The sequence below is a fragment of the Pseudonocardia benzenivorans CB1190 genome (assembly GCF_000196675.2).
GTDB lineage: Bacteria > Actinomycetota > Actinomycetes > Mycobacteriales > Pseudonocardiaceae > Pseudonocardia > Pseudonocardia benzenivorans.
The window spans coordinates 1,497,320-1,518,614 of sequence record NC_015312.1 but is presented as its reverse complement, the minus strand read 5'-3'; the positions used below and the strand labels follow the sequence as shown (position 1 = coordinate 1,518,614).

Here is a 21,295-nt window from a genome sequence, read left to right as displayed (position 1 = left end):
TCCGCTCGCGCCCCTCCCGACGCGCCCGGGCTCACATCGAGATCGAGCCCTTCCGGAAGTCGCTGCGCCCCAGCCGGACGTCGACGAGCACCGGACCGTCGGCGGCCTTCGCCTTGGCCAGCGCCGCGGGCAGCTCGGCGGCGTCGTCGACGTGCAGTCCGACGGCGCCGAACCCGGCCGCGACCTGGTCGTAACGGGTCGGGGCCAGCACCGTGGCGACGTCGTCGCGCAGCAGTTCCACCTGCTCGCGCGCGATCTGCGACCACGACGCGTCGTTCCCCACGACGGCGACCACGCCGATGCCGTGCCGGACGAACGTGTCGAACTCCGAGAGCGAGTAGCCGACCGACCCGTCGCCGAACACGATCCACAGCGGCGCGTCGGGGTGCACCGTCGCGGCGCCGAGCGCGAACCCGGCCCCGACGCCGAGCGTGCCGAACACCCCCGGGTCGAGCCAGCGCAGCGGGCCGTCGGGGCGCAGCACGTACGACGCGGTCGCCACGATGTCGCCGCCGTCGCCCACGATGATCGCGCCCGCCGGCAGCGCGGCCGCGACCTCGACGCACATCCGCACCGGGCCGACGCCGTCGTCGGTGCCGGCCTCGGCCTGCGTCGCGATGTCGGCCTCGCGCTCGGCGTCGCGGCCGCGTACGACGTCCATCCACTCGGGCCAGCGCGACGGCGCGGCATCGTCGTCGCGGGCGGGCAGGGCGGCGGCGACGCCGGCGAGGGCGAGCGCGGCGTCACCGAGGATCGCGACGTCGGGACGCCGGTTGCGACGCAGGTCGCCGCTGCTGCGGTTGGCCGAGACGAGCGTGGCACCACGCCGGACGTGGTTGCCGTAGTCGAGCCGGAAGTCGGCGGGCACGCCGGCGAGGACGACGAGGTCCGCGGCCTTCAGGCTCTCCCGGCGCTTGTGCCTGGCCTGCAACGGATGGTCGGCGCCCAGCAGCCCGCGCGCGGTGCCGGAAAGGAACACCGGGGCGCCGATCCGCTCCAGGGCCGGGACCAGCCGGTCGGCCGCGCCGGGGGCGACCATCGCCTGGCTCCCGACGAGGATCACCGGCCGGGTCGCCTTCGCCAGCGCGGCGGCGGCCGCCGCGACGCGGTCCGGGGCCGGGACGGGCGCGGGGACGTCGACGGCCGGGCCGGGACGGTTGCGCCCGGCGCCGCTGAACATCCGCGCGACCCGCGCCTTGAGGTAGGCCTGCACCGCGCGCTCCCCCAGCGACCGCCCGCTGCGCGCGGCGCCGTACCACTGCCGGACGACGACCTCGTCGTAGAGCAGGTCGATCGGCAGCTCGACGAACACCGGTCCCGGCACCCCGGACAGTGCCGACCGGAACGCCTCCTCGACGGCGGGACCGATGTCGCGCACCCTGCGCACGGCGTAGGACCACTTGACGTGCGGGCGCAGCAGCGCCATCTGGTCGATGTCCTGCAACGCCCCCCGGCCCTGCAGCACCGTCGGTGCCGCGCCGCCCAGCAGCACCACCGGCGACTGCGCGAGCTGCGCGTTCTTCACGGCCGTGACCGTGTTGGTGAGCCCGGGCCCCGCCGTGACCGCCGCGACGCCGGGCCGGCCGGTGAGCCGGGCGACGGCGTCGGCGGCGAAGACCGCCGTCGCCTCGTGCCGGGTGTCGACGATCCGGATGCCACGAGCCTTGGCACCCACGAGGATCGGTGAGATGTGGCCACCGCACAACGTGAACAGCGCGTGCACACCCTGCGCGCTGAGGACATCGGCGACCTGATCGCCTCCGTGCACCGTCCGCTCCCCTCGCCGCGCGGATACCGTTCCCCACACTACGAGCGCCGGGACGCCCTGCCGAGCCCGATAGCACCGCGTTCGCCCGATTCCGGCCCGGACCCCGCACCGGGGACCGACGCCCACGATCGAGAACGCCGTCCCACGCGCGCCCCGCGGCGACCGGTGATCGCCGACTGGCATCCTCGGCGCCGTGGACACCGACGTGATCGTGGTCGGCGCGGGGCTGGCCGGGCTGGCCGCCGCCGCCGAGCTGGCCGACGCCGGGCGGCGGGTGATCCTGCTCGACCAGGAGCCCGACGCCGCACTCGGCGGCCAGGCGTACTGGTCGTTCGGCGGGCTCTTCCTCGTCGACTCCCCGGAGCAGCGCCGCCTCGGCGTCCGCGACTCGGCCGACCTGGCCTGGCAGGACTGGCTCGGCAGCGCCGGGTTCGACCGGGACCCGCACGACCCTGCGGGCGAGGACCACTGGGGGCTGCGCTGGGCCCGCGCATACGTCGACTTCGCCGCGGGCGAGAAGCGGGCGTGGTTGCACGCCATGGGTGTGCGCTGGTTCCCGGTCGTCGGCTGGGCCGAGCGCGGCGGCGGGCTGGCCGACGGCCACGGCAACTCCGTCCCGCGCTTCCACGTCACCTGGGGCACCGGGCCGGGGCTGGTCGACCCCTTCGAACGACGGGTCCGCGAGCACGCCGCCGCCGGACGCGTCGAGCTACGGTTCCGGCACCGCGTCGACGCCCTGACCAGCACCGACGGCACGGTCGACGGCGTGCACGGCGCCGTGCTCGAACCGTCGAGGGCCGCGCGCGGCACCGCGAGCTCGCGCGTCGTGACCGGGGAGTTCGCGCTGAGCGCGCAGGCGGTCGTCGTGACCTCGGGCGGGATCGGCGGGAACGTCGACCTGGTGCGGGAGAACTGGCCCCGGCGGCTGGGCCGGCCCCCGCGCGACGTCGTCGTCGGGGTGCCCGCGCACGTCGACGGCCGGATGCTGGGGATCACCGAGGCGGCGGGCGGGCGCGTCGTCAACCGGGACCGCATGTGGCACTACACGGAGGGCCTGCGCAACTGGGACCCGATCTGGGACCGGCACGGCATCCGGATCCTGCCCGGACCGTCGTCGATGTGGTTCGACGCCCGCGGCCGCCGCTTCCCCGCACCCGCGTTCCCCGGCTTCGACACGCTGGCGACGCTGAAGGCCATCTCCGACACCGGCTTCGACCACTCCTGGTTCGTGCTGACGCGCACGATCATCGAGAAGGAGTTCGCGCTGTCGGGCTCGGAGCAGAACCCCGATCTCACGGCGAAGGACGTCCGCGCGACGCTGGGCCGGGTCCGCTCCGGCGCGCCGGCGCCGGTGGCGGCGTTCATGGAGCGCGGGGAGGACTTCGTCGTCGCGCGGACGCTGCCGGAACTCGTCGCGGGGATGAACCGGCTGACCGGTGAGAAGCTCGTGTCGCTGGCCGAGCTCGAGCGCCAGATCGTCGCCCGCGACCGCGAGATCGACAACCCGTTCGCGAAGGATCTACAGGTCACCGCCCTGCGCGGCGCGCGCCGCTACCGCGGCGACCGGCTGGTGCGGGTCGCGGCGCCGCACCGGATCCTGGACCCGAGGCACGGACCGTTGATCGCGGTGCGGCTCAACATCCTCACCCGCAAGACGCTCGGCGGGCTGCAGACCGACCTCTCCGGACGCGTCCTCGACGCAGCCGGTGAGCCGATCCCCGGGCTGTACGCGGCGGGTGAGGTCGCCGGGTTCGGCGGTGGGGGCGTGCACGGCTACCGCTCGCTGGAGGGGACGTTCCTCGGTGGCTGCCTGTTCACCGGACGGCAGACCGGGCGCGCGGTGGCCGTCGCCACGGCGTGATCGCCTAAGGTTGGGGGGCGGCCGCGACCGGCGAAGGTGGAGCACCACCGGGGAGCGACCGCGCGCACGTCCACGGAGCGTCGACCGCCTGGGTGCCCCGGTCCCCCGCCGTACGACCGTGAGGACCTGCCATGTTGCTGCGCCACGGCATGAACCCGCACCAACGGCCGGCCGGCGCCGAGCCGCTCGATCCCGCGCGACCCCCGCTGCGGGTGCTGTCGGGCGAGCCGTCGCTGGTCAACCTGCTCGACGCCGTCAACGCGTGGGCCCTCGTCCGCGAGGCCGCAGCGTCCTGCGGGGCGCCGGCCGGGGCGTCGTTCAAGCACGTGTCGCCCGCGGGCGTCGCGCTCGCCGGGCCGGTCGACGACGTCGCAGCCGAGACGTTCGGCCTCGACGCGGCGAGCGTCGGCTCACTGACCAGCGCCTACGTCCGTGCCCGCGACGCCGATCCGCGGGCGTCGTTCGGCGACATGATCGCGGTCTCCGAGCCGGTCGACGCCGAGCTGGCCGACCTCGTCCGCCGGCTGACCTCCGACGGCATCATCGCGCCCGGGTACGCGCCGGGGACCGTGGCGACGTTGGCCGCCAAGAAGGACGGCCGGTTCGTCGTGCTGGAGGCCGACCCGGCCGTCGTGCCGCCTGCGCAGGAGGTGCGCGAGGTCGGTGGACTGCGCCTGGTCCAGCCCCGTGACGACGCCCCGCTGACCGCCGACCTGCTCACCCGCGCCGCGCCCGCGCTCGCCCCGCAGGCGGTCACCGACCTGCTGCTGGGGCTGCACGCCATGCGCTACACGCAGTCCAACTCCGTCGGCTACCTGCGTGGCGGGATGGCGATCGGGATCGGCGCGGGCCAGCAGTCGCGCATCGACTGCACGCGCATCGCGGGCGCCAAGGCCGACAAGTGGTGGCTGCGCCGGCACCCGGCCGTGCGGTCCATGACGTTCGTCGAGGGTGTCTCGCGCACCGAGCGGACGAACTGGCGGCTGCGGGTCGTCGAGGGTGATCTCGACGCCCAGGAGACCGCTCTGCTCTCGGCGGTGACCCGCGGTGTCACGCTCCTGACCCCGCGGGAACGGGCGTCGTGGCTCGGCCGCCTCGACGACGTCGCGTTCGTCTCCGACGGCGCGATCCCCTTCCGCGACAACGTCGACGAGGCGGTCCGGCACGGGGTGCGGCACCTCGCCGAACCGGGCGGGTCGACGCGCTCCCCCGACGTCGTCGTGGCCTGCCGCGAGCACCGCGTCACGCGCGTCGCGGACGTGCCACGGCTGTTCCACCACTGACGCACGCCGAGTCGATCTATTGACATTCGATAGATGCTTGTCGAGACTCACTGCATGACGATCGAACGTCGAGCGATCCCCGCGCTCCGGGTGTTCCTCGTGGTCCTCTTCGGGGTACTACTGGTGTTCCAGACGCTCTCGCTGCCGGGGCAGTTCCGGTACATGGCCGAGCAGAACCCGCACGACGCCCCGCTGCGCTGGCCCGCGACGGCGGTGACGGTGTTCTGGCTGCTGTGCGTGCAGGTCGTGATCGTCGCGACGTGGCAGCTGCTCACCCGGGTGAAGCAGGACCGGATCTTCAGCGAGAGCTCGATGCGTTGGGTCGACGTGATCGTCGCGGCGATCGGCGCGGGCTGGGTCGTGCTCGTCGCCGTGGACGTCTTCGTCCTCACCCAGGCCGACGACCCGGGTATGCCCATGCTGCTGCTCCTGCTGACGACGGGCGTCACCGTCGTCGGGCTGCTGGTGCTCGTGCTGCGCGCGCTGCTGCGCCAGGCCACGACACTGCGTACTGACCTCGACGCGGTGATCTGAGTGGCCATCGTCGTGCGCATCGACGTCGAGCTGGCCCGGCGGAAGATGAGCGTCGGGGAGTTCGCCGAGCGGGTCGGGCTCACCCCGGCCAACGTGGCCGTCCTGAAGAACGGGCGCGCCAAGGCCGTGCGCTTCTCGACGCTGGAGGCCATGTGCCGGGTGCTGGACTGCCAGCCCGGCGACCTGCTGGAGTTCGTCGACGAGGACGAGCCGGCCGACACCCCGGCGCGAGGCTGAGCGGCGACGTCAGCGCGGGTCGATCGTGTGGAAGGTCCGTACCTCCCGCGACGCCAGCTGCGGGATCGCCTCACCCAGCACGTACTGCCGGAAGTGCGGCGTGTCGCGGTGGTCGGCGTAGCCCGACGCGTCGGCGTACTGCTCGTAGAGCAGGAAGGTACCCGGCTCGTCCGGGTCCACCTGGCCCTGGAAGAACAGCACCTTCTCCTCGGCGCGCGACAGCGGGGTGAGGAGCTCGATGATCTTCGCGATACGCTCCTCCGCGCCCGGCACGGCCCGCCAGGTGGCGGCGACGACGAATGCCATCGTCTCTCCTCTCAGAGTCGGAAACCGATGGCCTGCAGTTGTTCGCGGCCGTCGGGGGTGATCAGGTCCGGCGTCCAGGCCGGCGACCAGACCCACTCGACGCGGACGTCGCGGACGGGACCGGCCACGAGCGCCGCCCGGATCTGGTCCTCCATGACGCCCGTGAGTGGGCACGCGGGCGACGTGAGCGTCATGACGAGGCGGACGACCGGTCCCTCGACGGCGACGTCGCGCACGAACCCGAGGTCGACGACGTTCACCCCGAGATCCGGGTCGATGACCTCGTGCAGGAGTCCCCTGACCTCCTCGGTGGAGGGCAGCCCCACCGGTGGCTCGTCCATTCGTTCCTCCTCGATACGAATACGGGCTGCTCAGGCGCTGACCGAGTGCAGTATCGGGACGCTCAGCACGACCGTGATCGACGTCGTCCGGGTGGTGATCCAGGTGGCCAGCCCGTGGGCCTGGCGTCGCACCCGGACCACCGTCTCCCCTTCCCCGACCTCGCCCGACTCGACGACGCACAGCGCCGCGGGCACGTGCAGTACCCGGGTGGCGTGTGCGAGGGCGGCGTCGATGAGACGGGCGACGGGTTCGCAGAGGTGGCCGGCGGAGAAGGTCAGCGACTGCACCGCGTCGGTCGCGGCCATGCCCTCGACCCGGTCGAGCGCGCGTCGCGCGACGTCCGCGGCGACCCGGGCCTGTGTGGACCGGGCCGTCACCCGACCCGTGGTGTGCTCGACCTCCATCACGATGGCCGTCCCCCCTGCCGGCGCAACAGCCGGCGCAGGTCGACCGCGTCGTCCTCGAGCTGCTCGGCCGCGACGGTGGCCCCGGCGGCGACGAGCTTGCGCCCGGTGACGACGTCGCGGCCGCGGTCGAACGCCAGCACGGAGACCAGCCGGTCGCCCCGCAGGTGGAAGACCGAGAACGCGCCCTCCCCGGGGGAGCCGCGGACGACGGACCGGTCGTGTCCCTCGGGCGAGCCGACCATCTGCAGGTTGTGCTCGAACTGGTCGGACCAGAACCAGTGCGGGTCGTCGTAGACGTCGCGGGCACCGAGCATGTTGCGGGCGGCGACGGTCGCCTGCCGGACGGCGTTGTCGTCGTGCTCGACGCGCACCCGCCTGCCGTACCGCGGATGGTGTGCGGCGGCCACGTCGCCCGCCGCGTACACACCGGGAACCGACGTCGCGGCGAACTCGTCGACGAGCACGCCGTCGTCACAGGCCACCGGGGTGCCCGACAGGAGCTCGGTGGACCGCGAGATCCCGATCGCGACCAGCAGCGCCGCGCACTCGAGCACCTGGGCGCAGGTGCGCACGACGACCTGGTCGCCGGCCTGGACCACCGAGTCGACCCGCTCACCGGTCAGCACCGTCACCCCCCGCGACCTGTGCAGCGCGGCGAAGAGTTCACCGAGCTCGGGGCTCACCGCCCGGGACAACAGGGTCGGTGCCATCTCCACGATCGTGACCTCGACGCCCGATGCGCGGGCCGCGGCAGCGACCTCGCAGCCCAGGAACCCACCGCCGAGCACGACCAGCGGGCCGTCGCCGGCGAGCTGCTCGCGCAACGCCGCGGCGTCCGCGACGGTACGCAGATGATGGATGCGGTCGCCGCGCACGCCGGGCAGGCGCCGGGGCCGGCCACCCGTTGCCAGCAGGAGCCGGTCGTAGCCGAGCCGGGCGCCGTCGGCGAGCGTCAGCTGCCGGCTCGCACAGTCCAGCGCAACGGCGCGGGTGCCTGTGATCAGCTCGACCGCGTTCGTGCCGTACCACTCGGCGTCGCGAACCAGCAGGTCGTCGACGCACGGCGCCGCACCGTCCCACGCCTTGGACAGCGGGGGCCGTCGGTACGGCGGGTGCGGCTCGTCGCCGACGACGACGAGATCGCCGTCGAAGCCCTCCCGGCGCAACGTGGCCGCCGCGGCGGCCGCAGCCCGCCCCGCGCCCACGAGCACGATCCTTTCCCGGCGCATCACTCAGCCCGCCCGGACGAGGACCGCCCCGTCCTCGACGCGGCAGTCCAACCCCGTGAGCCGGCAGTTGTCGGGGTTGATGCCCTCGCCGGAGAGCACGTCGAACTCCCACAGGTGTCGGCTGCACGTGAGGGTCCGGCCGTCGAGGTCGCCCTCGTCGAGAGCCCACTCCTGGTGCGGGCAGCGATTGACGTAGGCGCGGACCTGTCCGTCGACGTTGACCAGCAGCACGCTGGTCGCGCCGACGGTGACGGCCGTCATCTCGCCCTCCCACAGCTCGTCGAGGTCGAGGGCTCTCGCCCAGGAGCCCACGCTGTCGGTCGCGGACCCCTCCGCGGTCGTCTCAGGCACGGCACCCACGTCACGTCCTCTCGCGGAGCGGTGCGGCGGCCGGATGCGACGGCCGTCGACACCGCGATGGATCGGTCCCGGGGCGGGCCCGAGGGGGCGTCTGACGGATCACTCGCCGCGGTCTCGGCGCCCGGACGGCCCGTATCACCGAGCCCATCGACGGCGATCCGTCAGACACTCCCTAGAGGCCCGCTCCGTCCAGCAACTGCTGTCGGGCGGCCCGTGCCGCGCCGAGGAGCTCGCCCCCGGGGCACGGCCGGTCCGGAAGCGTCTCCAGCAACGTCGCCAGCTCGGCGACCGCGTCGTCGGCCCGCGGTGACCAGCGGTCGATCCAGCGTCGCAACACGTCGGCGTTCTCCGGCCGCTCACGCACGGCGAACGCCGCGACCTCGCCCGCCCAACGATCGCGCCGCCGGGCGTCCTCGGCCAGGTTGCCCAGCAGTAACCAGGTGAGCTCGTCGCCGTTGTCCCGCGCGAGCTCCCGGAACCCGTCGAGCAGCACCGCGTCAAGCGTCGGGAGGATCACCAGGTTGAGCGCGGTGTGCGCCTCGCCCCAGTCGTAGGCGACCAGGGCCGTCTCGACCAGCCGGCGCACGCCCTGCCATCCCGGCTCCGTCTCCCAGATCTGCCGCTCCTGCTGTCCCGCACCGCTCCCGGGTCGGGTGAGCTCCAGCTCGCGGGTCCGGTAGGCGACGGCGGTCACCCGGCGCAGCAGGTCCGCCGTCGAGAAGGCGGCGGCGGTCGTGATGTAGGAGGTCGGAGCCAGATGGCCGACGTAGGCCTCGATCTGTTGCAGGGCGTGCAGCGGGAACCGCGTCGGGGTGAACACGGTCGCGAGGGTGCGCACCCACGCCGGGGACAGCGCCTCGGTCGCCCCGGCGGCGGCGTACTCCTCCAGGACCCCGGCCAGTCGGGTCTCGGCGTCGGACTGCATCGTGACGTAGGTGCGATACACCAGCTGGTCCGGGTCGCGGTACTTGTTCCACTCGGCGACCCGGAGGGGAGAGGCGTCGCGGTAGGTGTGGAACCAGAGGTTCGCCGGGGACGACGGGTTCTGCTCGAACGCCGCCTTCCGGTTGGGCCGCAGGGTCCAGTTGGCGTCGTGGGTCATCACCTCGTAGTCGCTGGGCATCCGCCGCACGTCGCCGAACGCGCTCCAGGTCCGCCGCCTGCGTGGACCGCCGCTCATGCTTCGCCTCCTGTCCGCGCCAGCCGCTCCCGACGGCCCGCGCCCCACTCCCACACGATTTCCTCGCTCGTGGTCGAGATGCGGCCGCTGAACGCGGAGAGCATCGTCTGCAGTTGCCGGATCTCGAAGGTCGGGCCGAGGTGGCGACGCAGCGACTCCTGTGTGACGCGCAACCGGTCCGGCGCCTCGACCCGGACGTAGGCGCCACGGTCGGTCACCTCGATCTCAGTGTCCGGGTTGTCGTCCTCGATGGCCGCGACGACGAGCTCGACCTCATCGCCCATCCGGAACACCGGGCCCACCGCGTTGTTCATGTCGGTCGCCCCTTCAGACGTCGTACTCGACGCGGACGTGGTCGAGCGGTCCGATGCCCGCGTCGGCCACGGTGAGCCGCGGGTCGAGCCGTCGCCCACCGTGGAAGACGACCTTGGGCGCGTCCTGCTTGTGCACCCGGCGGCCCTCGACGTGGTAGGCGACCTTCTCGGCGACCTCGGCGATGGTGTCCGCGGTCGTCACGGGCACGAGGATCTGCACGAAGTCGGTGTGGAAGATGGCGTTCACCGGGACGAGCTGAGGCTCGGCGGCGTCCGTGACGGACTCGCTCACGCCTGCGCACCTCCCGCCACCTGTAGCGGCGTCGTCGTGACGCGGTCGCGGTACTCGGCCGCCCAGGCGTAGTCGGGGTCGTCGCCCATCACGTCCGGGGTCAGCCCCATGTAGTTGAGGATCCCGCCGACGTCCATCGGCTGGATCTCCCCGGCCAGGAACCGGTCGATCACCGTGGGGCTGTTGAGGGTGTCCTTGTCCTTCCACCAGATCTGGCGGCAGCCGTTGGTGCAGAAGTGATAGGTGACCCCGTTGTGGGTGAGCGAGTGGTCACGGACCCGCCATCTGCCGTCGCGGCCGAGGGTGGCGTTGCAGCAGGGCAGGTGGCACAGGCTGCAGAGCCAGGGCAGGGTCTCCGGCAGCGTCGCCTCGACGTTGCCGGCGTTGACCGCGTCGATGATCACGTCCCACTTGTCGCCGTAGACGGCTTCCCAGTTGGGGTACTTCTCCTGCAGCCACTCGCGGTCGGCCTTGGTCACCGCGGCGGTCGGACGCCACCAGATCGTCGGCCGCCAGAACCACAGGCCCATGTGCAGCGCGTGGTGCCAGGTGTCGAGTCCCTTCATGAACTCGTCCCAGAACCAGGGCCGGCGCAGCCCGTAGTCCTCGATCGTCCGGATGAACTGGTCGATGATCCATTCCTCCATGAACTCCCGGTAGGACTGCTTCCGGTGCTCGACGGGGGTGTAGTAGTCCATGGCCGGGCCGGTCAACGCCGCGAACGCACGGGCCGACCCCCAGAACGCCTTGTCGATCACCCACTGGGCACGAACGGGGTCGTGCTCGACCAGAATCTCCAGCGTCGGGCCGCCCTGCTGAGCGTGCCGTGCCTCGTCGGTCTGGATCGAGCTGATCATATTGGCGAAGTTCACGTCCCCGGACTCCAGCGCGTCCGCCGACAGCGCCACGAACTGAAGGTTCGTGAACCCTGTCTCGAACGTGAGCGGCAGCTGGATGGCCAGGTCCACCACGTTGTTGGTCACCATCATCGAGTCGAACAGCGAGCGCAGCGAGATGGCGACCCAGTCGTTGGTGTGGAACATCTTCTGGGTCCAGTCGTACTGCGGATCACGCCCGACGAACTCGTGACCGAAGAACATCGTGATCTGGGCGTGCCGGATCTCGTCGAGCGCGCCGAAGGCGGCCATGTTGCGCCACGCCGGGTTCAACCCGAACCGCGCCATCTTGAGCTCGCCGAGGACGGCCTCGAACTCGACGAGCGCGACGCCGCCGTAGTGCATCTTCGTCGAGGACTTCCAGCCCTCGGACAACTCGTCGAAGGCGTTCGACCGCTGCAGCGCCGCCTTCACCGCGTACGCGGCGGTCTCCTTCTCCCGCTGGGTGGAGACGTACTCGGGATAGGAGACCTTGTAGTCCTCCTCCCAGGTCCGCCAGGCCGCACGCGGCACCTTCCCGGTCCCGGACAGCCATTCCGGGTACACCGCCTCGTCGTCGACGTAGGAGTACGTCCAGTCGACGTCCCGGACGAGGTGCTGCCATTCCTCGCGCTTGAGCAACGTCATTGTTGTCCCTTTCCGCTCAGTCCACCTCGAGATGGCCGAGCTGGCGGCTGATCCCGGCGCCGTCCCAGTAGGCCGTGATGCCGTCGACGGCCCCGTCGGCGACCCTGAAGACGAACAGGTGGGGCTCGTCGTAGTGCCGGCCGCGGTTGGCGATGGCACCCCACGGCAGTGCCTGGGTGCCGCCGATCGTCACCTCGGCGACGACGTCGCCCGTCGCGCTCTCTGCGATCGCGTGCACGTCGACGGTGAGATCGGGGAAGGCGTGGATCAGGCCCGCCCAGATCGCCTTGCCGATGGTGCGGACCTTGCCGTCACCGCGCAGCACCCGCTGCTTGCCCCACGCCTCGAACGGGACGTAGCTGAACTCCGCGTTGTCGCTGCAGAGATCGACCATGCCGTCGACGTCGTGGCGGCGGTAGGCGTCGAAGAAAGCGGTCACCACCGCACCAGGGGTCCGTCCGGAGGTCACGTTCGTCGCGTCGGACCCGGTCACATCGGGTGTCGTGTCCAGCGTCATGTCGTGGCTCCCTCAGACGATGGCCGGTTGGTCGAGGCGTCTGACCGCCAGCCGGCGGTACACCTGGTTCTGGCACCAGTAGCCGTGGATCGCAGTGATCCGCCCGTCGCGCACCCGGAACAACCAGCCCTCGTCGACGTCGAGGTGCTTCTCCTGGTTCACGACGCCGAGGTAGTCCCCCGCCTGGGTGCCTTCCATCGTCAGCTCGACGACGACGGTGCCGTCCCGGGCCACGACGGTGCGCCGGGTCCGTACCGTGAGGTCCGGGAACGCGGTGAGGGTGGCGTGCAGGAACCCGCGTGCCGCGGCGGCGCCCCCGTTCACCCCGGCGGCCGGTAGGCGCACGTCGGCGTCGTCGGCGACCAGCGCGAACGCCCGGTCGAGGTCGTGGTCGGCGACGGCGGAGAGGAAGGCCGCCACCACCGCACCCGCGCCCGCCGCCATCTCAGAGCACCTCCAACGACTTGAGGACGGCGTCGGCGACAGCATCGGCCGACATCGGGTTCTGGCCGGTCACGAGGTTGCGGTCGACGACGACGTGGGATGTCCAGGCCGCCGGCGCGTCGTCGAGCACGGCGCCGCAGTTCTTGAGAGCGGTGTCGACCATCCAGGGCATCCCGACCGAACCCGGCCTGGTCTGGTCCTCCTCCTCGTCGGTGAAGCACGTCAGCCGGTATCCCTCGAACAGCCATTGCCCGTCTTCGCGACCGCCCGCCGCCAGCAACGCGGCCGGTCCGTGACAGAGTGCGGCGACGGTGGCCTGTTTCTCCTGGAGGATCCCGAGCAACCGCCCGACATCGGGGTTGTCGGCCAGGTCGGCCATCGGGCCGTGGCCACCGGGGACGAACACGGCGTCGAACCCCGCCAGCTCCGCGTCGGTCATTGCGGACAGGTCGGCAGGTGCGCGGAAGCCCGGCAGCTCGGCGAGCGCCGCGGCGATGTCGGCAGCCTCGGCTCGCGCGGCCGCCTCGGTATCGGCGACCAGCGCGCCGATCTGCTCGGGACCGAGCGGCGTGGCAAGCCCCTCCTCGACGAGCACCGGGCCCAGTCGGCGGTCCCGTTGCCAGGCGATCTTCGCTGCGCGGTTGACCCGGGCGCGTGCCTCGTCGGCGGGGAGCCCGGCCTCGGTGAGGGCGAGGAAGATCCGGCGCGACGCGGCGAGGTCCAGCTCGGTCAGGTGATGCAGAGTGACCCGGATGTCGTCGACGTCGTGGTGGAACGAACGGACGACCGTGCCGAGGAAGTCCTGGTCCTCGTCGACGTAGTGGAAGAACGGCTCGAGCCCATATGGATCGGCGAGTGGCGGTCGACCGTCCGGGGTCGCGACGACGACCTCGACACCCGCGTCGGCGAACCTGCGGTAGGGGGTCAGTGCCTCGTCGGCGAAGTACCCGGTGACGTGCGCCCTGCCGTCGGCAAGAACGATTTCCCGGGCACTGGAAACGAGGAACAACAATCGTGGTGACATGAACCTGCTCCCGAGCCTCATTGGTGGGCAGCGTGTCGGTGACGCGAAACCCTACGGACCGCGCGCCGGGTCCGTTAGTTGCGTTCCTGCGGCGGATCTGCGTGATCCTGCATGCTCGCCGCCGACGACCGACGGACTCGTTGAGCTGTGTCGATCCGGCGACGACCGCGTCGCACGGGCGGGATCCGCCGCTGTCCGGCGACACTGCGGAGCGCAATACGACAATAAGCGATCGCTTAGCAGGGGAAGCGGGACAACGAATTCCGGAATCGTCGGTACCGGCGGACACTCGATCCGCGACGAGTTGCGGGCCCGGACGGCGCAGGCCGCTGGCGCAGCGCCCACCGCTGATGGTTTGCTCTGTCCGGAGCAACCCGACGGCGGGAGGCAGGGATGACGACGTTCGAGCTGTCTCCCGAGGAACGGCTCAGCGCGGGAGACCTCATCGCCACGTTCGCCGAGCGGACGTCCGCGATCGGCCCGAACCCGTGCGACTGGCCGGGCCTGACGTTCTACCGGTTCGTCGAGCCCGCGGCTCCCCAGTGGGACGACGTGAGCTCGTTGTCGCGGTGCATCGTCGTGCAGGGCCGCAAGTGCGTCACCGTCGACGGTGCCGCCTACCACTACGACCCGTTCAGCTATCTGATCCTCAACCGCACCATGCGCTTCCAGGCGGAGATTCTCGAGGCGAGCGTCGAGAAGCCCTTCCTGTCGCTGGTCCTGCAGATCGACCCGACCATCGTGCGTCGCATCTCCGCCGACATGCTCGACCGGTCCACCACCGTGTTCCGCGGGGCCGGACCGGAGCGGCCCGAGCCGGCGCGGGTCTCGCCGCTGGACCAGAACCTTCTCGGTGCCGCGCTGCGGTTCGTCAAGGCCGTCGGGCGCGGCTCCGACCGTCGGGTACTCGCCCCGATCTACCTGCAGGAGGTCGTCTACCGGATTCTGCAGGCCGAGCAGTGCGAGCGGCTCATCGCCGCGGCCGCGGCCGAGATCGACCGCAATCCCGTGTCCGACGTCATCAGCTACCTCGACTCCCGGATCGACGAGCCCGTGACGGTCGCCGAGCTCGCCGAGCACGTGTCGATGAGCCCGTCGGCCTTCGCCCACATGTTCCGCGACGTCACGGGCATGTCGCCCTACCAGTTCTTCAAGCGGATGCGGCTCGACCGCGCGCGCGTCCTGCTCGTCGAGGAGCACCTGACCGCCAGCGAGACGTCGCGCCGCGTCGGGTACACGAGCCTGTCCCACTTCATCAACGAGTTCAAACGACACTTCGGGGTCACGCCGCGGGCCTATGCCGAGTCGCAACGCAACAGCGTCGCGTTCAACATCACGCGCTCGACGTCGCCGGAGTGAGGCGACGCCGGCCTACGGCCCGGGCCGCAGCAACCGGCCCAGCGCCTCCCGCGCGGCGGCGTCGCGGGCCGCGATGCGGGTGAGGTCGACGGCAAGCGCCTCCAGCCACAGGTCCACCCCGACGGCCCGGCGGCTGATCACCACCCCACGCACGACCTGCCGGATCTCGCCCTCCACCGCGCCGCGGGCACCTTCGCGCAGCTCGAGGTCGCGGTCCTGGCCGTGGACCAGCACCGCGACGGGACGTCCTTCGCGCCCGGCCATCCGGTCGGTCAGCCCGCGCCGGTGCTCGACCTCGACCATGCCGGCGGGCAGCGCACCGGCCAGCGCGCCCGCGAGCAACCGCGCGTAGGACGCCACGTCGGCGCGGTCACTGCGCAGCATCGCCGCGAGCAGCTGAACGTCGCCCATCGGGCCGAGCCCGCTCGGTCCCCCGCCCGGTTCCGTCACGGACACAGGTTCTACCGGTCCGTCAGCGGGAGCACGAGTTGCGGGGTGGCGATCGTGTGGTCGGCACGCAGCGGCCGCACGGCGGTGCCGATCGCGAAGAACTCCGTCGTGTGGCCGCCCCAGCGGTGTCCGTGCGAGCGCAGCTGCACCCCGACGATGCCCTCGGCGTGCAGCTGCTCGGCCTCGGCCTGCATGCGGCTCATCGCGAGCTCGCGGGCGTCGTAGAGCGCCTCGGTGAACTGCGGGAGCTCGACGTTCTGCCCGATGTTGCCCATCGCCTGCCAGAACCGCTGGTGGGCGACGTGGTACACGCACGACCCCATCACCATGCCCAGCGGCGCGTACCCGGCCTGCACGAGCGTCCAGAAGTCCTGGCCCGACAGGTCGGAGGTGAACGGCTGGTTCCGGTTGTTCCGCCAGCCGTAGCCGTCCGGCGTCGTGGGCGCGTCGGCCTTCACCGCGGTGCCGACGGCGATGAACTCCGCGAGGTCGGAGCCGAACTCCTTGAACTCGATGTCCAGCCGGACGCCGACGATGCCGTCCGCGCCGAGCTGGTCGGCCTCGGCCTCCATGCGGGTCATCGCCAGCTCCCGGGCGTGGTACATCGCCTGGGAGAGCACCGTCAGCTCCTGGTTCCTGTTCCACCGGCCCATCTGGAAGCCGACGTGGTAGATGCTCGACCCGAGCACCAGCCCCAACGGGCGGAAACCGGCCTCGCGGACCAGCAGGAACTCGTTGACCGAGAGGTCCGAGGTGAACAGGCTCGTCGCCTGCCCGGGGCGCATCTCGGCGAGCCGCCGCATGGCGTCCTCGGGGATGCCCAGCTCGGTCGGGTCGGCGGTCACGCGGTCCTCCAGATCGGTGCTGCGGACCTGCTCGGCGCTGGTCAGCGCAGCGGCAGGTAGGTGAGTGTCCGGGTGGGCGCCGCCGCCCCGGCGTGGAAGCGGCCGAGTGCGGTGCCGAAGACGGTCGCCTCGGCGACGTGGTCGCGATGGTTCTCCGCCGGCTCGACCGACCACACCGACAGCGTCATGTCGTCGAGGACCGCGCCGTCGGCACCGGTGCGGCGGACGGCGTCGCGCAGCAGCCGCCGCGCGTCGGCACGGGTGGTGCCGATCAGGTCGGTGTACCCGCTGACCTCGACGTTCCCCGCACCCCACGACGCCTGGGAGCGGGTGGCCCAGTCGTCGTGACGCAGCGCGACGGAGATGCCGTAGACGATCTGCACGGGCACCCACCCGGCCTGCAGCAGCGCGGTGACGTCCGGGGCCGGCAGTACCGTCGTGAAGATCCGACCGGGGCGGGTGCGGGACCGGGCGCGGACCGCGGTCCCGATCGCCGTGAACTCGTGGGCGTTGCCGAACATCGGCTCCTGTGCGAGCCGCACGCCGACGACCCCGTCCGCGCCGATCGCCGCGGCCTCGGCGACCAGCCGGCCGATCGCCGTGCCGTGGCCGGTGTAGAGCGCCTGCACGTAGGGCGCGAACCCGGAGAAGCGGTTGCCGTCCGACGACGTGATCGTCGTCGGTACCCCGCCCCAGCCGTACCCGCCGCAGCCGCGGTAACCCTGCCAGCCCATGCGCTGCACCATGCTGCCCATGACCTCGCCGACGGGGTCGAACCCGGCGACCTCGAGCGCAGCGGCGGCCGGTGCCGTGAGCAGCGACGTCCACGCCCCGCCTGCCGCGGCGCGGCGCACGCGTTCGGCGGCGACCGGCGGCAGCCCCTGCCCGTCCCACTCGGACACACGCCCGACAGTAGCCGTGACCGTGTGCCCGATGGGGTGGATCGCCCCACGTCACGGCGCGGTTCGCCCGGCCTCGTCCCCGATGCCCGGAAATCCGCACCGGACCGGCTGCACCGCGGGTCGGACCACGCCGTCGTCCACCGATCGACGGTGCCCGGCGTCGGCCCCCGCACCGGCCGTCCGCCCGACGGTCCGCGACCCCGCCCGGAGAGACGCTTCTCGGGTCAGGGAAACGCCCCCGACGGACACCGGCCCCACACCGAGACCGATGCCCCGACAACACAGACCAAGGAGCCCGCCATGAACATCGTGACCAAGTCCGTCGCCGTCGTCCTGACCGCCGCCGCCCTCGGCGGCCTCGGCGCCGGCGTCGCCTCCGCCGCCACCCCCACCGACACCCCCGCCGCCGTGTCCCAGGCCGCCGTCGGCCAGCAGAAGCTCGGCGACACGCAGTCCGAGTTCCAGTTCGTGAACGGCACCAGCCACTACATCCTGGAGCTCCTCGGCACGTCCGACCCCGACAACACCAACGCGACCTGGGAGGGCCGGCCGCCCGCGGGCGAGCTGCTCAGCCCGGCCGGCGGCAGCGCAAACGTCGACCTGAACACCACCGGCAAGACCGCCGAGCAGGGCACACTGCACTTCTACCTCGTGGACAAGAACACCGGGAAGGTCGGCTACTTCGACGCCACCGTCGCCTGGCTCGACAACGGCAGCAAGCTGGGCGCGCAGATCGTCAAGACCGGACCGAGCACCTGGGTCGGCGCCAACCCCTCAACCCGCCGTCGGACGTCAAGATCAACCTCGGCCCCAACTACCTGTCCGTCGTCGACGCCTGACCACCACCCACGCACACGAAAAGGGCCGGACGGATCTCCGTCCGGCCCTTTCGCCGTCGGCTCCGTCGGGCCGGCCGGCACGTCCGCCGATCGGTGGAGCCCGACCTCGACCCCCGCACCGACCACTCGCCCGACGGTCCGCGACCCCGCCCGGAGAGACGCTTCTCGGGTCAGGGAAACGCCCCCGACGGACACCGGCCCCACACCGAGACCGATGCCCCGACAACACAGACCAAGGAGCCCGCCATGAACATCGTGACCAAGTCCGTCGCCGTCGTCCTGACCGCCGCCGCCCTCGGCGGCCTCGGCGCCGGCGTCGCCTCCGCCGCCACCCCCACCGACACCCCCGCCGCCGTGTCCCGGGCCGCCGTCGCCTCGCAGGTCGGGGCCCGGCAGAACGTCACCTACCTCGTGTCCGACGCCAGCACCCACTACCAGCTCGTCCTCACCGGCATCTCCGACCCGACGAACGCCGACAACACCTGGGCCGGCGTGCCGAAGGTCGGTCAGGTCCTGGTCGCCGACGACCTGAACATCCCGTTCGCCCTGAACGTCGCCGGCAAGACGGCCACGCAGGGCACGCTCACGTTCCGCGTCATCGACCAGAACACCGGTGAGCAGGGCGACTTCACCGCGACCCTGGCCTGGTACGACGACGGCACCCCCAACGGCAAGACCGTGATCACCCTCCCGAACGGGCAGTCGTCGATCAACCCGACGCCCGGTTCCACGGTCCTGGAGGCCGCGAACGGACTCGAACTGGTCAACGCGCAGCACTGACGGCAGGACATCCGAGGAGGGCCGGGCGGACCACCGCCCGGCCCTCCCGCATCCGCGACGTCCGCAGCCGGCCACGGACCCGCGGCACCGGACGAGGAACTCGTGGTCGGCACCGGCGGGATAGCGTGGGCCGCATGGCCTCCGCGTTCCTGGACCTGCACCACGGCGACACCCCGCTGCTGATCCCCAACCCCTGGGACGCCGGATCCGCCCGCCTGCTCGCGTCGCTCGGATTCCAGGCCCTCGCGACGACGAGCAGCGGCTTCGCCGGGACGCTCGGCCGCCGCGACGGACGCGTCACCCGCGACGAGGCGATCGCCCACGCGGCCGCCGTCGTCGCCGCGACGCCGCTGCCCGTCTCCGCCGACCTGGAGAACGGGTTCGGCCACTCCGCCGACGAGGTGGCCGCGACGATCGTGGCCGCCCGCGGCGCGGGACTCGCGGGCGCCTCGATCGAGGACTACACCGGCGACGACGCGGACCCGATCTACGCACGCGATGCCGCGGTCGAGCGGGTCGCGGCCGCGGCCGAGGCGGCCCACCGCGACGGCGCGGCGCTCGTGCTCACCGCCCGGTGCGAGAACCTCCTGCACGGCGTCGACGACCTCGCCGACACGATCGCCCGGCTGCAGGCCTACCAGGACGCGGGCGCGGACGTCCTCTACGCGCCGGGCCTGGCCCGGACCGCCGACGTCGAGACCGTGGTGCGCAACGTCGACCGGCCGGTGAACGTCCTGCTGCGCGACGGCGGGCCGTTGGTGGCCGAGCTGGCCGACGCCGGCGTCGCCCGGATCTCGGTCGGCGGCACGTTCTTCTACGCGGCGGCCGGCGCCCTGGTCGCCGCCGGGACCGCGCTGCTCGCGGGCGACACGTCGTTCTTCGCCGGGGCGGACGCCGGCCGGGCCGCCGCCGCCCGGGCGTTCGACTGAGGGGCCGCCCGGCCGCGCTCAGCCGAGCAGCTCGCGCAGCCGCTCCGGGTCGCCGCCCTCGACGTCGAGGATCTTGGTGCGCGAGGTGGCACCGCTGACGAGCCGCACCGCGCCGCGCGGCACCCCGAAGGCACCGGCGACCGCCCGCAGCGCCGCCGCGGTGGCGGCGCCGTCGACGGCGCGTTCGTTGACCCGCACGACGAGCGCGTCGGCGTACGCCCCGCCGACCGAGGTCCGCGATGCCCCCGGCCGGACGCGGATCGTCAGCCTCAACGTCGTCACGCCCACATTCTGGGCCCGGCGCTCACGAGAGCGCGGGCCGGGCCGCCGCGCGTCGCCGGGCGGCGACCAGCCACTGCGCCACCAGCGCGACGATCCCCAGCGCGACGACGACGATGCCGTAGCCGACGGTCGTCGGCCGCAGCCCGACGGCGGTCGTCGCGAGGCCGGCGGCCACGGCCGGCACGCTGAAGGCCAGGTAGGAGATGGTGTAGGCGACGGCGAAAAGGGCCCCGCGCTCATGCGGGGCGGCGATCCGCGCATAGGTGCCGAAGGTCCCCAGTGCGGCCGCGCCGAAGCCGATGCCCGCGACGACGGTGCCCACCACGCCCAGGACGGCCGGCCCCGCGTCGACGCCGACGACGGCCGACGCCGTCCCGACGGCGAGCAGCAGCGCGGCGACGACGACGAGCCGCTCGACCGGCCAGCTGCGCAGCAGCAGCGACGTCAGTGCCCCCGGCACGCACAGCAGCCCGACGACGAGCCCGCCGACGAGGTGGTTGTGCAGGCCGAGGACGTCGGCGGCCACCGAGGGGCCGAGCGAGAAGAACAGCCCGCCCAGCGACCAGCTGGCCAGCAGGATCGGCACGAGCGCGAGGACCTCGATGCGGATCCGGGCGGGCACGGCGAGCGCCGGGCGCAACGAGCCGACGGCGCCGGACCGCCGGGCCGAGGTCTCCGGCATGGCCGCCACCGCGATGCCGCCGAGCACGAACAGGGCCAGGAACACCGCGTAGACGAGGTGCGTCGGCGCGGGCGCGTACTCGACGAGCGCGCCGGCACCCAGGGCGCCGACGGCCAGACCGCTCACCGGCGCGACGCTGTTGACGACGCCGGCGCGTCCGGGCCGGTGCGCCGGGACGCTGTCGACGAGTGCCGCCGAGAGCGTCGTGATCGCGGCGCCGGTCGCGAGCCCCTGCAGGACCCGCGCCACGAGCAGCATCGGCACGCCGCCCGCGACGAGGAACAGCACGAACGACGTGGCCTCGAGCGCGATGGCCGCGGCGAGCACCGGACGGCGGCCGACGTGGTCGGAGAGCCCGCCGACGACCAGCAACGATGCGAGCAGCCCCGCGACGTAGACGGCGAACACGATGGTGAGCGTCGTCGCCGAGAAGCCCCAGTTCTTCTGGTAGACGACGTAGAGGGGGGTGGGCGCGCCTGCGGCCGCCATGAACAGGACCACGAGCGCGGCCACGACCGCGAACGTCCCGGCCTGCGACAGCCGAGCCGTCGTCGCGGGCGGCCCGACGGAAACGTCGATGGAGGACATCGTTCTCCCGGTTGCAAA

General features: G+C 72.5%; 26 protein-coding genes and 1 riboswitch. Of the genes, 8 read left to right on the top strand and 18 right to left on the bottom strand.

All coding sequences use genetic code 11. The features are described from left to right. Nucleotides 1–31 precede the first annotated feature (31 nt). Nucleotides 32–1,768: a thiamine pyrophosphate-binding protein gene (locus PSED_RS07365; RefSeq protein WP_013673623.1), complete on the bottom strand. Its 1,737-nt coding sequence runs from the start codon at nucleotides 1,766–1,768 to the stop codon at nucleotides 32–34. 193 nt (nucleotides 1,769–1,961) lie between these two features. On the opposite strand from PSED_RS07365, the gene PSED_RS07360 reads away from it, so the two are divergent. The 4 genes from PSED_RS07360 (at nucleotide 1,962) to PSED_RS07345 (ending at nucleotide 5,683) form a co-directional block, all read left to right on the top strand. After that, on the top strand, nucleotides 1,962–3,629 hold the full coding sequence (locus PSED_RS07360) for an FAD-binding dehydrogenase (RefSeq protein ID WP_041759384.1): 1,668 nt from the start codon (nucleotides 1,962–1,964) through the stop codon (nucleotides 3,627–3,629). 13 nt (nucleotides 3,630–3,642) lie between these two features. Beyond that, nucleotides 3,643–3,730, top strand: a riboswitch (ZMP/ZTP riboswitch). A gap of 30 nt (nucleotides 3,731–3,760) precedes the next feature. Further along, nucleotides 3,761–4,912, top strand: a complete 1,152-nt coding sequence (locus PSED_RS07355; RefSeq protein WP_013673621.1) for a phosphoribosylaminoimidazolecarboxamide formyltransferase — start codon at nucleotides 3,761–3,763, stop codon at nucleotides 4,910–4,912. Between the two features lie 54 nt (nucleotides 4,913–4,966). Beyond that, a complete protein-coding gene (locus PSED_RS07350; RefSeq protein WP_013673620.1) occupies nucleotides 4,967–5,446 on the top strand; it encodes a DUF2975 domain-containing protein in 480 nt (159 codons plus the stop codon). Then, entirely contained in the window at nucleotides 5,447–5,683 is a 237-nt protein-coding gene (locus PSED_RS07345; RefSeq protein ID WP_041759382.1) for a helix-turn-helix domain-containing protein, read from the top strand. A gap of 9 nt (nucleotides 5,684–5,692) precedes the next feature. On the opposite strand, the gene PSED_RS07340 is transcribed toward PSED_RS07345, so the two are convergent. The 12 genes from PSED_RS07340 to PSED_RS07285 all read right to left on the bottom strand — a co-directional run bounded on the left by PSED_RS07340 (nucleotide 5,693) and on the right by PSED_RS07285 (nucleotide 13,621). Continuing rightward, on the bottom strand, nucleotides 5,693–5,989 hold the full coding sequence (locus PSED_RS07340) for a putative quinol monooxygenase (RefSeq protein ID WP_013673618.1): 297 nt from the start codon (nucleotides 5,987–5,989) through the stop codon (nucleotides 5,693–5,695). Nucleotides 5,990–6,000: 11 nt separating this feature from the next. Beyond that, on the bottom strand, nucleotides 6,001–6,330 hold the full coding sequence (locus PSED_RS07335) for a metal-sulfur cluster assembly factor (RefSeq protein WP_013673617.1): 330 nt from the start codon (nucleotides 6,328–6,330) through the stop codon (nucleotides 6,001–6,003). Nucleotides 6,331–6,360: 30 nt separating this feature from the next. Next, the gene (locus PSED_RS07330) at nucleotides 6,361–6,735 is read right to left on the bottom strand and encodes a large ribosomal subunit protein uL22 (RefSeq protein WP_041759381.1); all 375 of its coding nucleotides are present in this window, start codon (nucleotides 6,733–6,735) and stop codon (nucleotides 6,361–6,363) included. After that, entirely contained in the window at nucleotides 6,735–7,943 is a 1,209-nt protein-coding gene (locus PSED_RS07325; RefSeq protein WP_158511299.1) for an NAD(P)/FAD-dependent oxidoreductase, read from the bottom strand. Before PSED_RS07325 ends, PSED_RS07330 begins: the two co-directional genes overlap by 1 nt. A gap of 27 nt (nucleotides 7,944–7,970) precedes the next feature. Further along, nucleotides 7,971–8,318 carry a Rieske 2Fe-2S domain-containing protein gene (locus PSED_RS07320; protein ID WP_233899340.1) on the bottom strand — a complete coding sequence of 116 codons (348 nt, stop codon included), beginning with the start codon at nucleotides 8,316–8,318 and terminating at the stop codon, nucleotides 7,971–7,973. Nucleotides 8,319–8,499: 181 nt separating this feature from the next. Beyond that, nucleotides 8,500–9,507, bottom strand: a complete 1,008-nt coding sequence (locus PSED_RS07315) for a ferritin family protein (protein WP_013673613.1) — start codon at nucleotides 9,505–9,507, stop codon at nucleotides 8,500–8,502. After that, complete coding sequence (locus tag PSED_RS07310; RefSeq protein WP_013673612.1) at nucleotides 9,504–9,821, bottom strand: MmoB/DmpM family protein; 318 nt, start codon at nucleotides 9,819–9,821, stop codon at nucleotides 9,504–9,506. Before PSED_RS07310 ends, PSED_RS07315 begins: the two co-directional genes overlap by 4 nt. A gap of 13 nt (nucleotides 9,822–9,834) precedes the next feature. Further along, complete coding sequence (locus PSED_RS07305) at nucleotides 9,835–10,113, bottom strand: toluene-4-monooxygenase system B family protein (RefSeq protein WP_013673611.1); 279 nt, start codon at nucleotides 10,111–10,113, stop codon at nucleotides 9,835–9,837. Continuing rightward, nucleotides 10,110–11,636, bottom strand: coding sequence for a ferritin family protein (locus PSED_RS07300; RefSeq protein WP_013673610.1), 1,527 nt, complete (start codon nucleotides 11,634–11,636; stop codon nucleotides 10,110–10,112). The genes PSED_RS07305 and PSED_RS07300 overlap by 4 nt, the downstream gene beginning before the upstream one ends. A gap of 16 nt (nucleotides 11,637–11,652) precedes the next feature. Beyond that, on the bottom strand, nucleotides 11,653–12,153 hold the full coding sequence (locus PSED_RS07295) for a nuclear transport factor 2 family protein (RefSeq protein WP_013673609.1): 501 nt from the start codon (nucleotides 12,151–12,153) through the stop codon (nucleotides 11,653–11,655). Nucleotides 12,154–12,165: 12 nt separating this feature from the next. Beyond that, the gene (locus PSED_RS07290) at nucleotides 12,166–12,597 is read right to left on the bottom strand and encodes an ester cyclase (RefSeq protein WP_013673608.1); all 432 of its coding nucleotides are present in this window, start codon (nucleotides 12,595–12,597) and stop codon (nucleotides 12,166–12,168) included. 1 nt (nucleotide 12,598) lies between these two features. Continuing rightward, nucleotides 12,599–13,621 (bottom strand): DJ-1/PfpI family protein, encoded by a 1,023-nt coding sequence (locus PSED_RS07285; protein ID WP_013673607.1) that lies wholly within the window; start codon nucleotides 13,619–13,621, stop codon nucleotides 12,599–12,601. Nucleotides 13,622–14,014: 393 nt separating this feature from the next. Here PSED_RS07285 and PSED_RS07280 point away from each other — a divergent pair, with 393 nt between their 5' ends. Next, complete coding sequence (locus PSED_RS07280) at nucleotides 14,015–14,980, top strand: AraC family transcriptional regulator (protein WP_013673606.1); 966 nt, start codon at nucleotides 14,015–14,017, stop codon at nucleotides 14,978–14,980. Between the two features lie 12 nt (nucleotides 14,981–14,992). Here the strand turns inward: PSED_RS07280 and PSED_RS07275 are convergent, their stop codons facing one another. From PSED_RS07275 to PSED_RS07265, 3 genes are read right to left on the bottom strand one after another with little or no spacing between them, the layout of a single operon-like run. Further along, the gene (locus PSED_RS07275) at nucleotides 14,993–15,391 is read right to left on the bottom strand and encodes a hypothetical protein (protein ID WP_013673605.1); all 399 of its coding nucleotides are present in this window, start codon (nucleotides 15,389–15,391) and stop codon (nucleotides 14,993–14,995) included. A 50-nt stretch (nucleotides 15,392–15,441) separates the two neighbouring features. After that, nucleotides 15,442–16,275 (bottom strand): heavy metal-binding domain-containing protein, encoded by an 834-nt coding sequence (locus tag PSED_RS07270; RefSeq protein ID WP_013673604.1) that lies wholly within the window; start codon nucleotides 16,273–16,275, stop codon nucleotides 15,442–15,444. Between the two features lie 41 nt (nucleotides 16,276–16,316). Further along, nucleotides 16,317–17,177 (bottom strand): heavy metal-binding domain-containing protein, encoded by an 861-nt coding sequence (locus PSED_RS07265; protein WP_013673603.1) that lies wholly within the window; start codon nucleotides 17,175–17,177, stop codon nucleotides 16,317–16,319. A 300-nt stretch (nucleotides 17,178–17,477) separates the two neighbouring features. Between PSED_RS07265 and PSED_RS07260 the strand changes: the two genes are divergently transcribed. From PSED_RS07260 to PSED_RS07250, 3 genes are all read left to right on the top strand, one after another. After that, nucleotides 17,478–18,266 carry a hypothetical protein gene (locus PSED_RS07260; RefSeq protein WP_013673602.1) on the top strand — a complete coding sequence of 263 codons (789 nt, stop codon included), beginning with the start codon at nucleotides 17,478–17,480 and terminating at the stop codon, nucleotides 18,264–18,266. After that, on the top strand, nucleotides 18,263–18,796 hold the full coding sequence (locus tag PSED_RS07255) for a hypothetical protein (RefSeq protein ID WP_013673601.1): 534 nt from the start codon (nucleotides 18,263–18,265) through the stop codon (nucleotides 18,794–18,796). The genes PSED_RS07260 and PSED_RS07255 overlap by 4 nt, the downstream gene beginning before the upstream one ends. 134 nt (nucleotides 18,797–18,930) lie before the next feature. After that, nucleotides 18,931–19,725, top strand: coding sequence for an isocitrate lyase/PEP mutase family protein (locus PSED_RS07250; RefSeq protein WP_013673600.1), 795 nt, complete (start codon nucleotides 18,931–18,933; stop codon nucleotides 19,723–19,725). An 18-nt stretch (nucleotides 19,726–19,743) separates the two neighbouring features. On the opposite strand, the gene PSED_RS07245 is transcribed toward PSED_RS07250, so the two are convergent. Beyond that, complete coding sequence (locus PSED_RS07245) at nucleotides 19,744–20,007, bottom strand: DUF167 domain-containing protein (RefSeq protein ID WP_233899338.1); 264 nt, start codon at nucleotides 20,005–20,007, stop codon at nucleotides 19,744–19,746. Nucleotides 20,008–20,029: 22 nt separating this feature from the next. Continuing rightward, a complete protein-coding gene (locus PSED_RS07240; RefSeq protein WP_013673598.1) occupies nucleotides 20,030–21,277 on the bottom strand; it encodes an MFS transporter in 1,248 nt (415 codons plus the stop codon). Nucleotides 21,278–21,295: the final 18 nt, after the last annotated feature.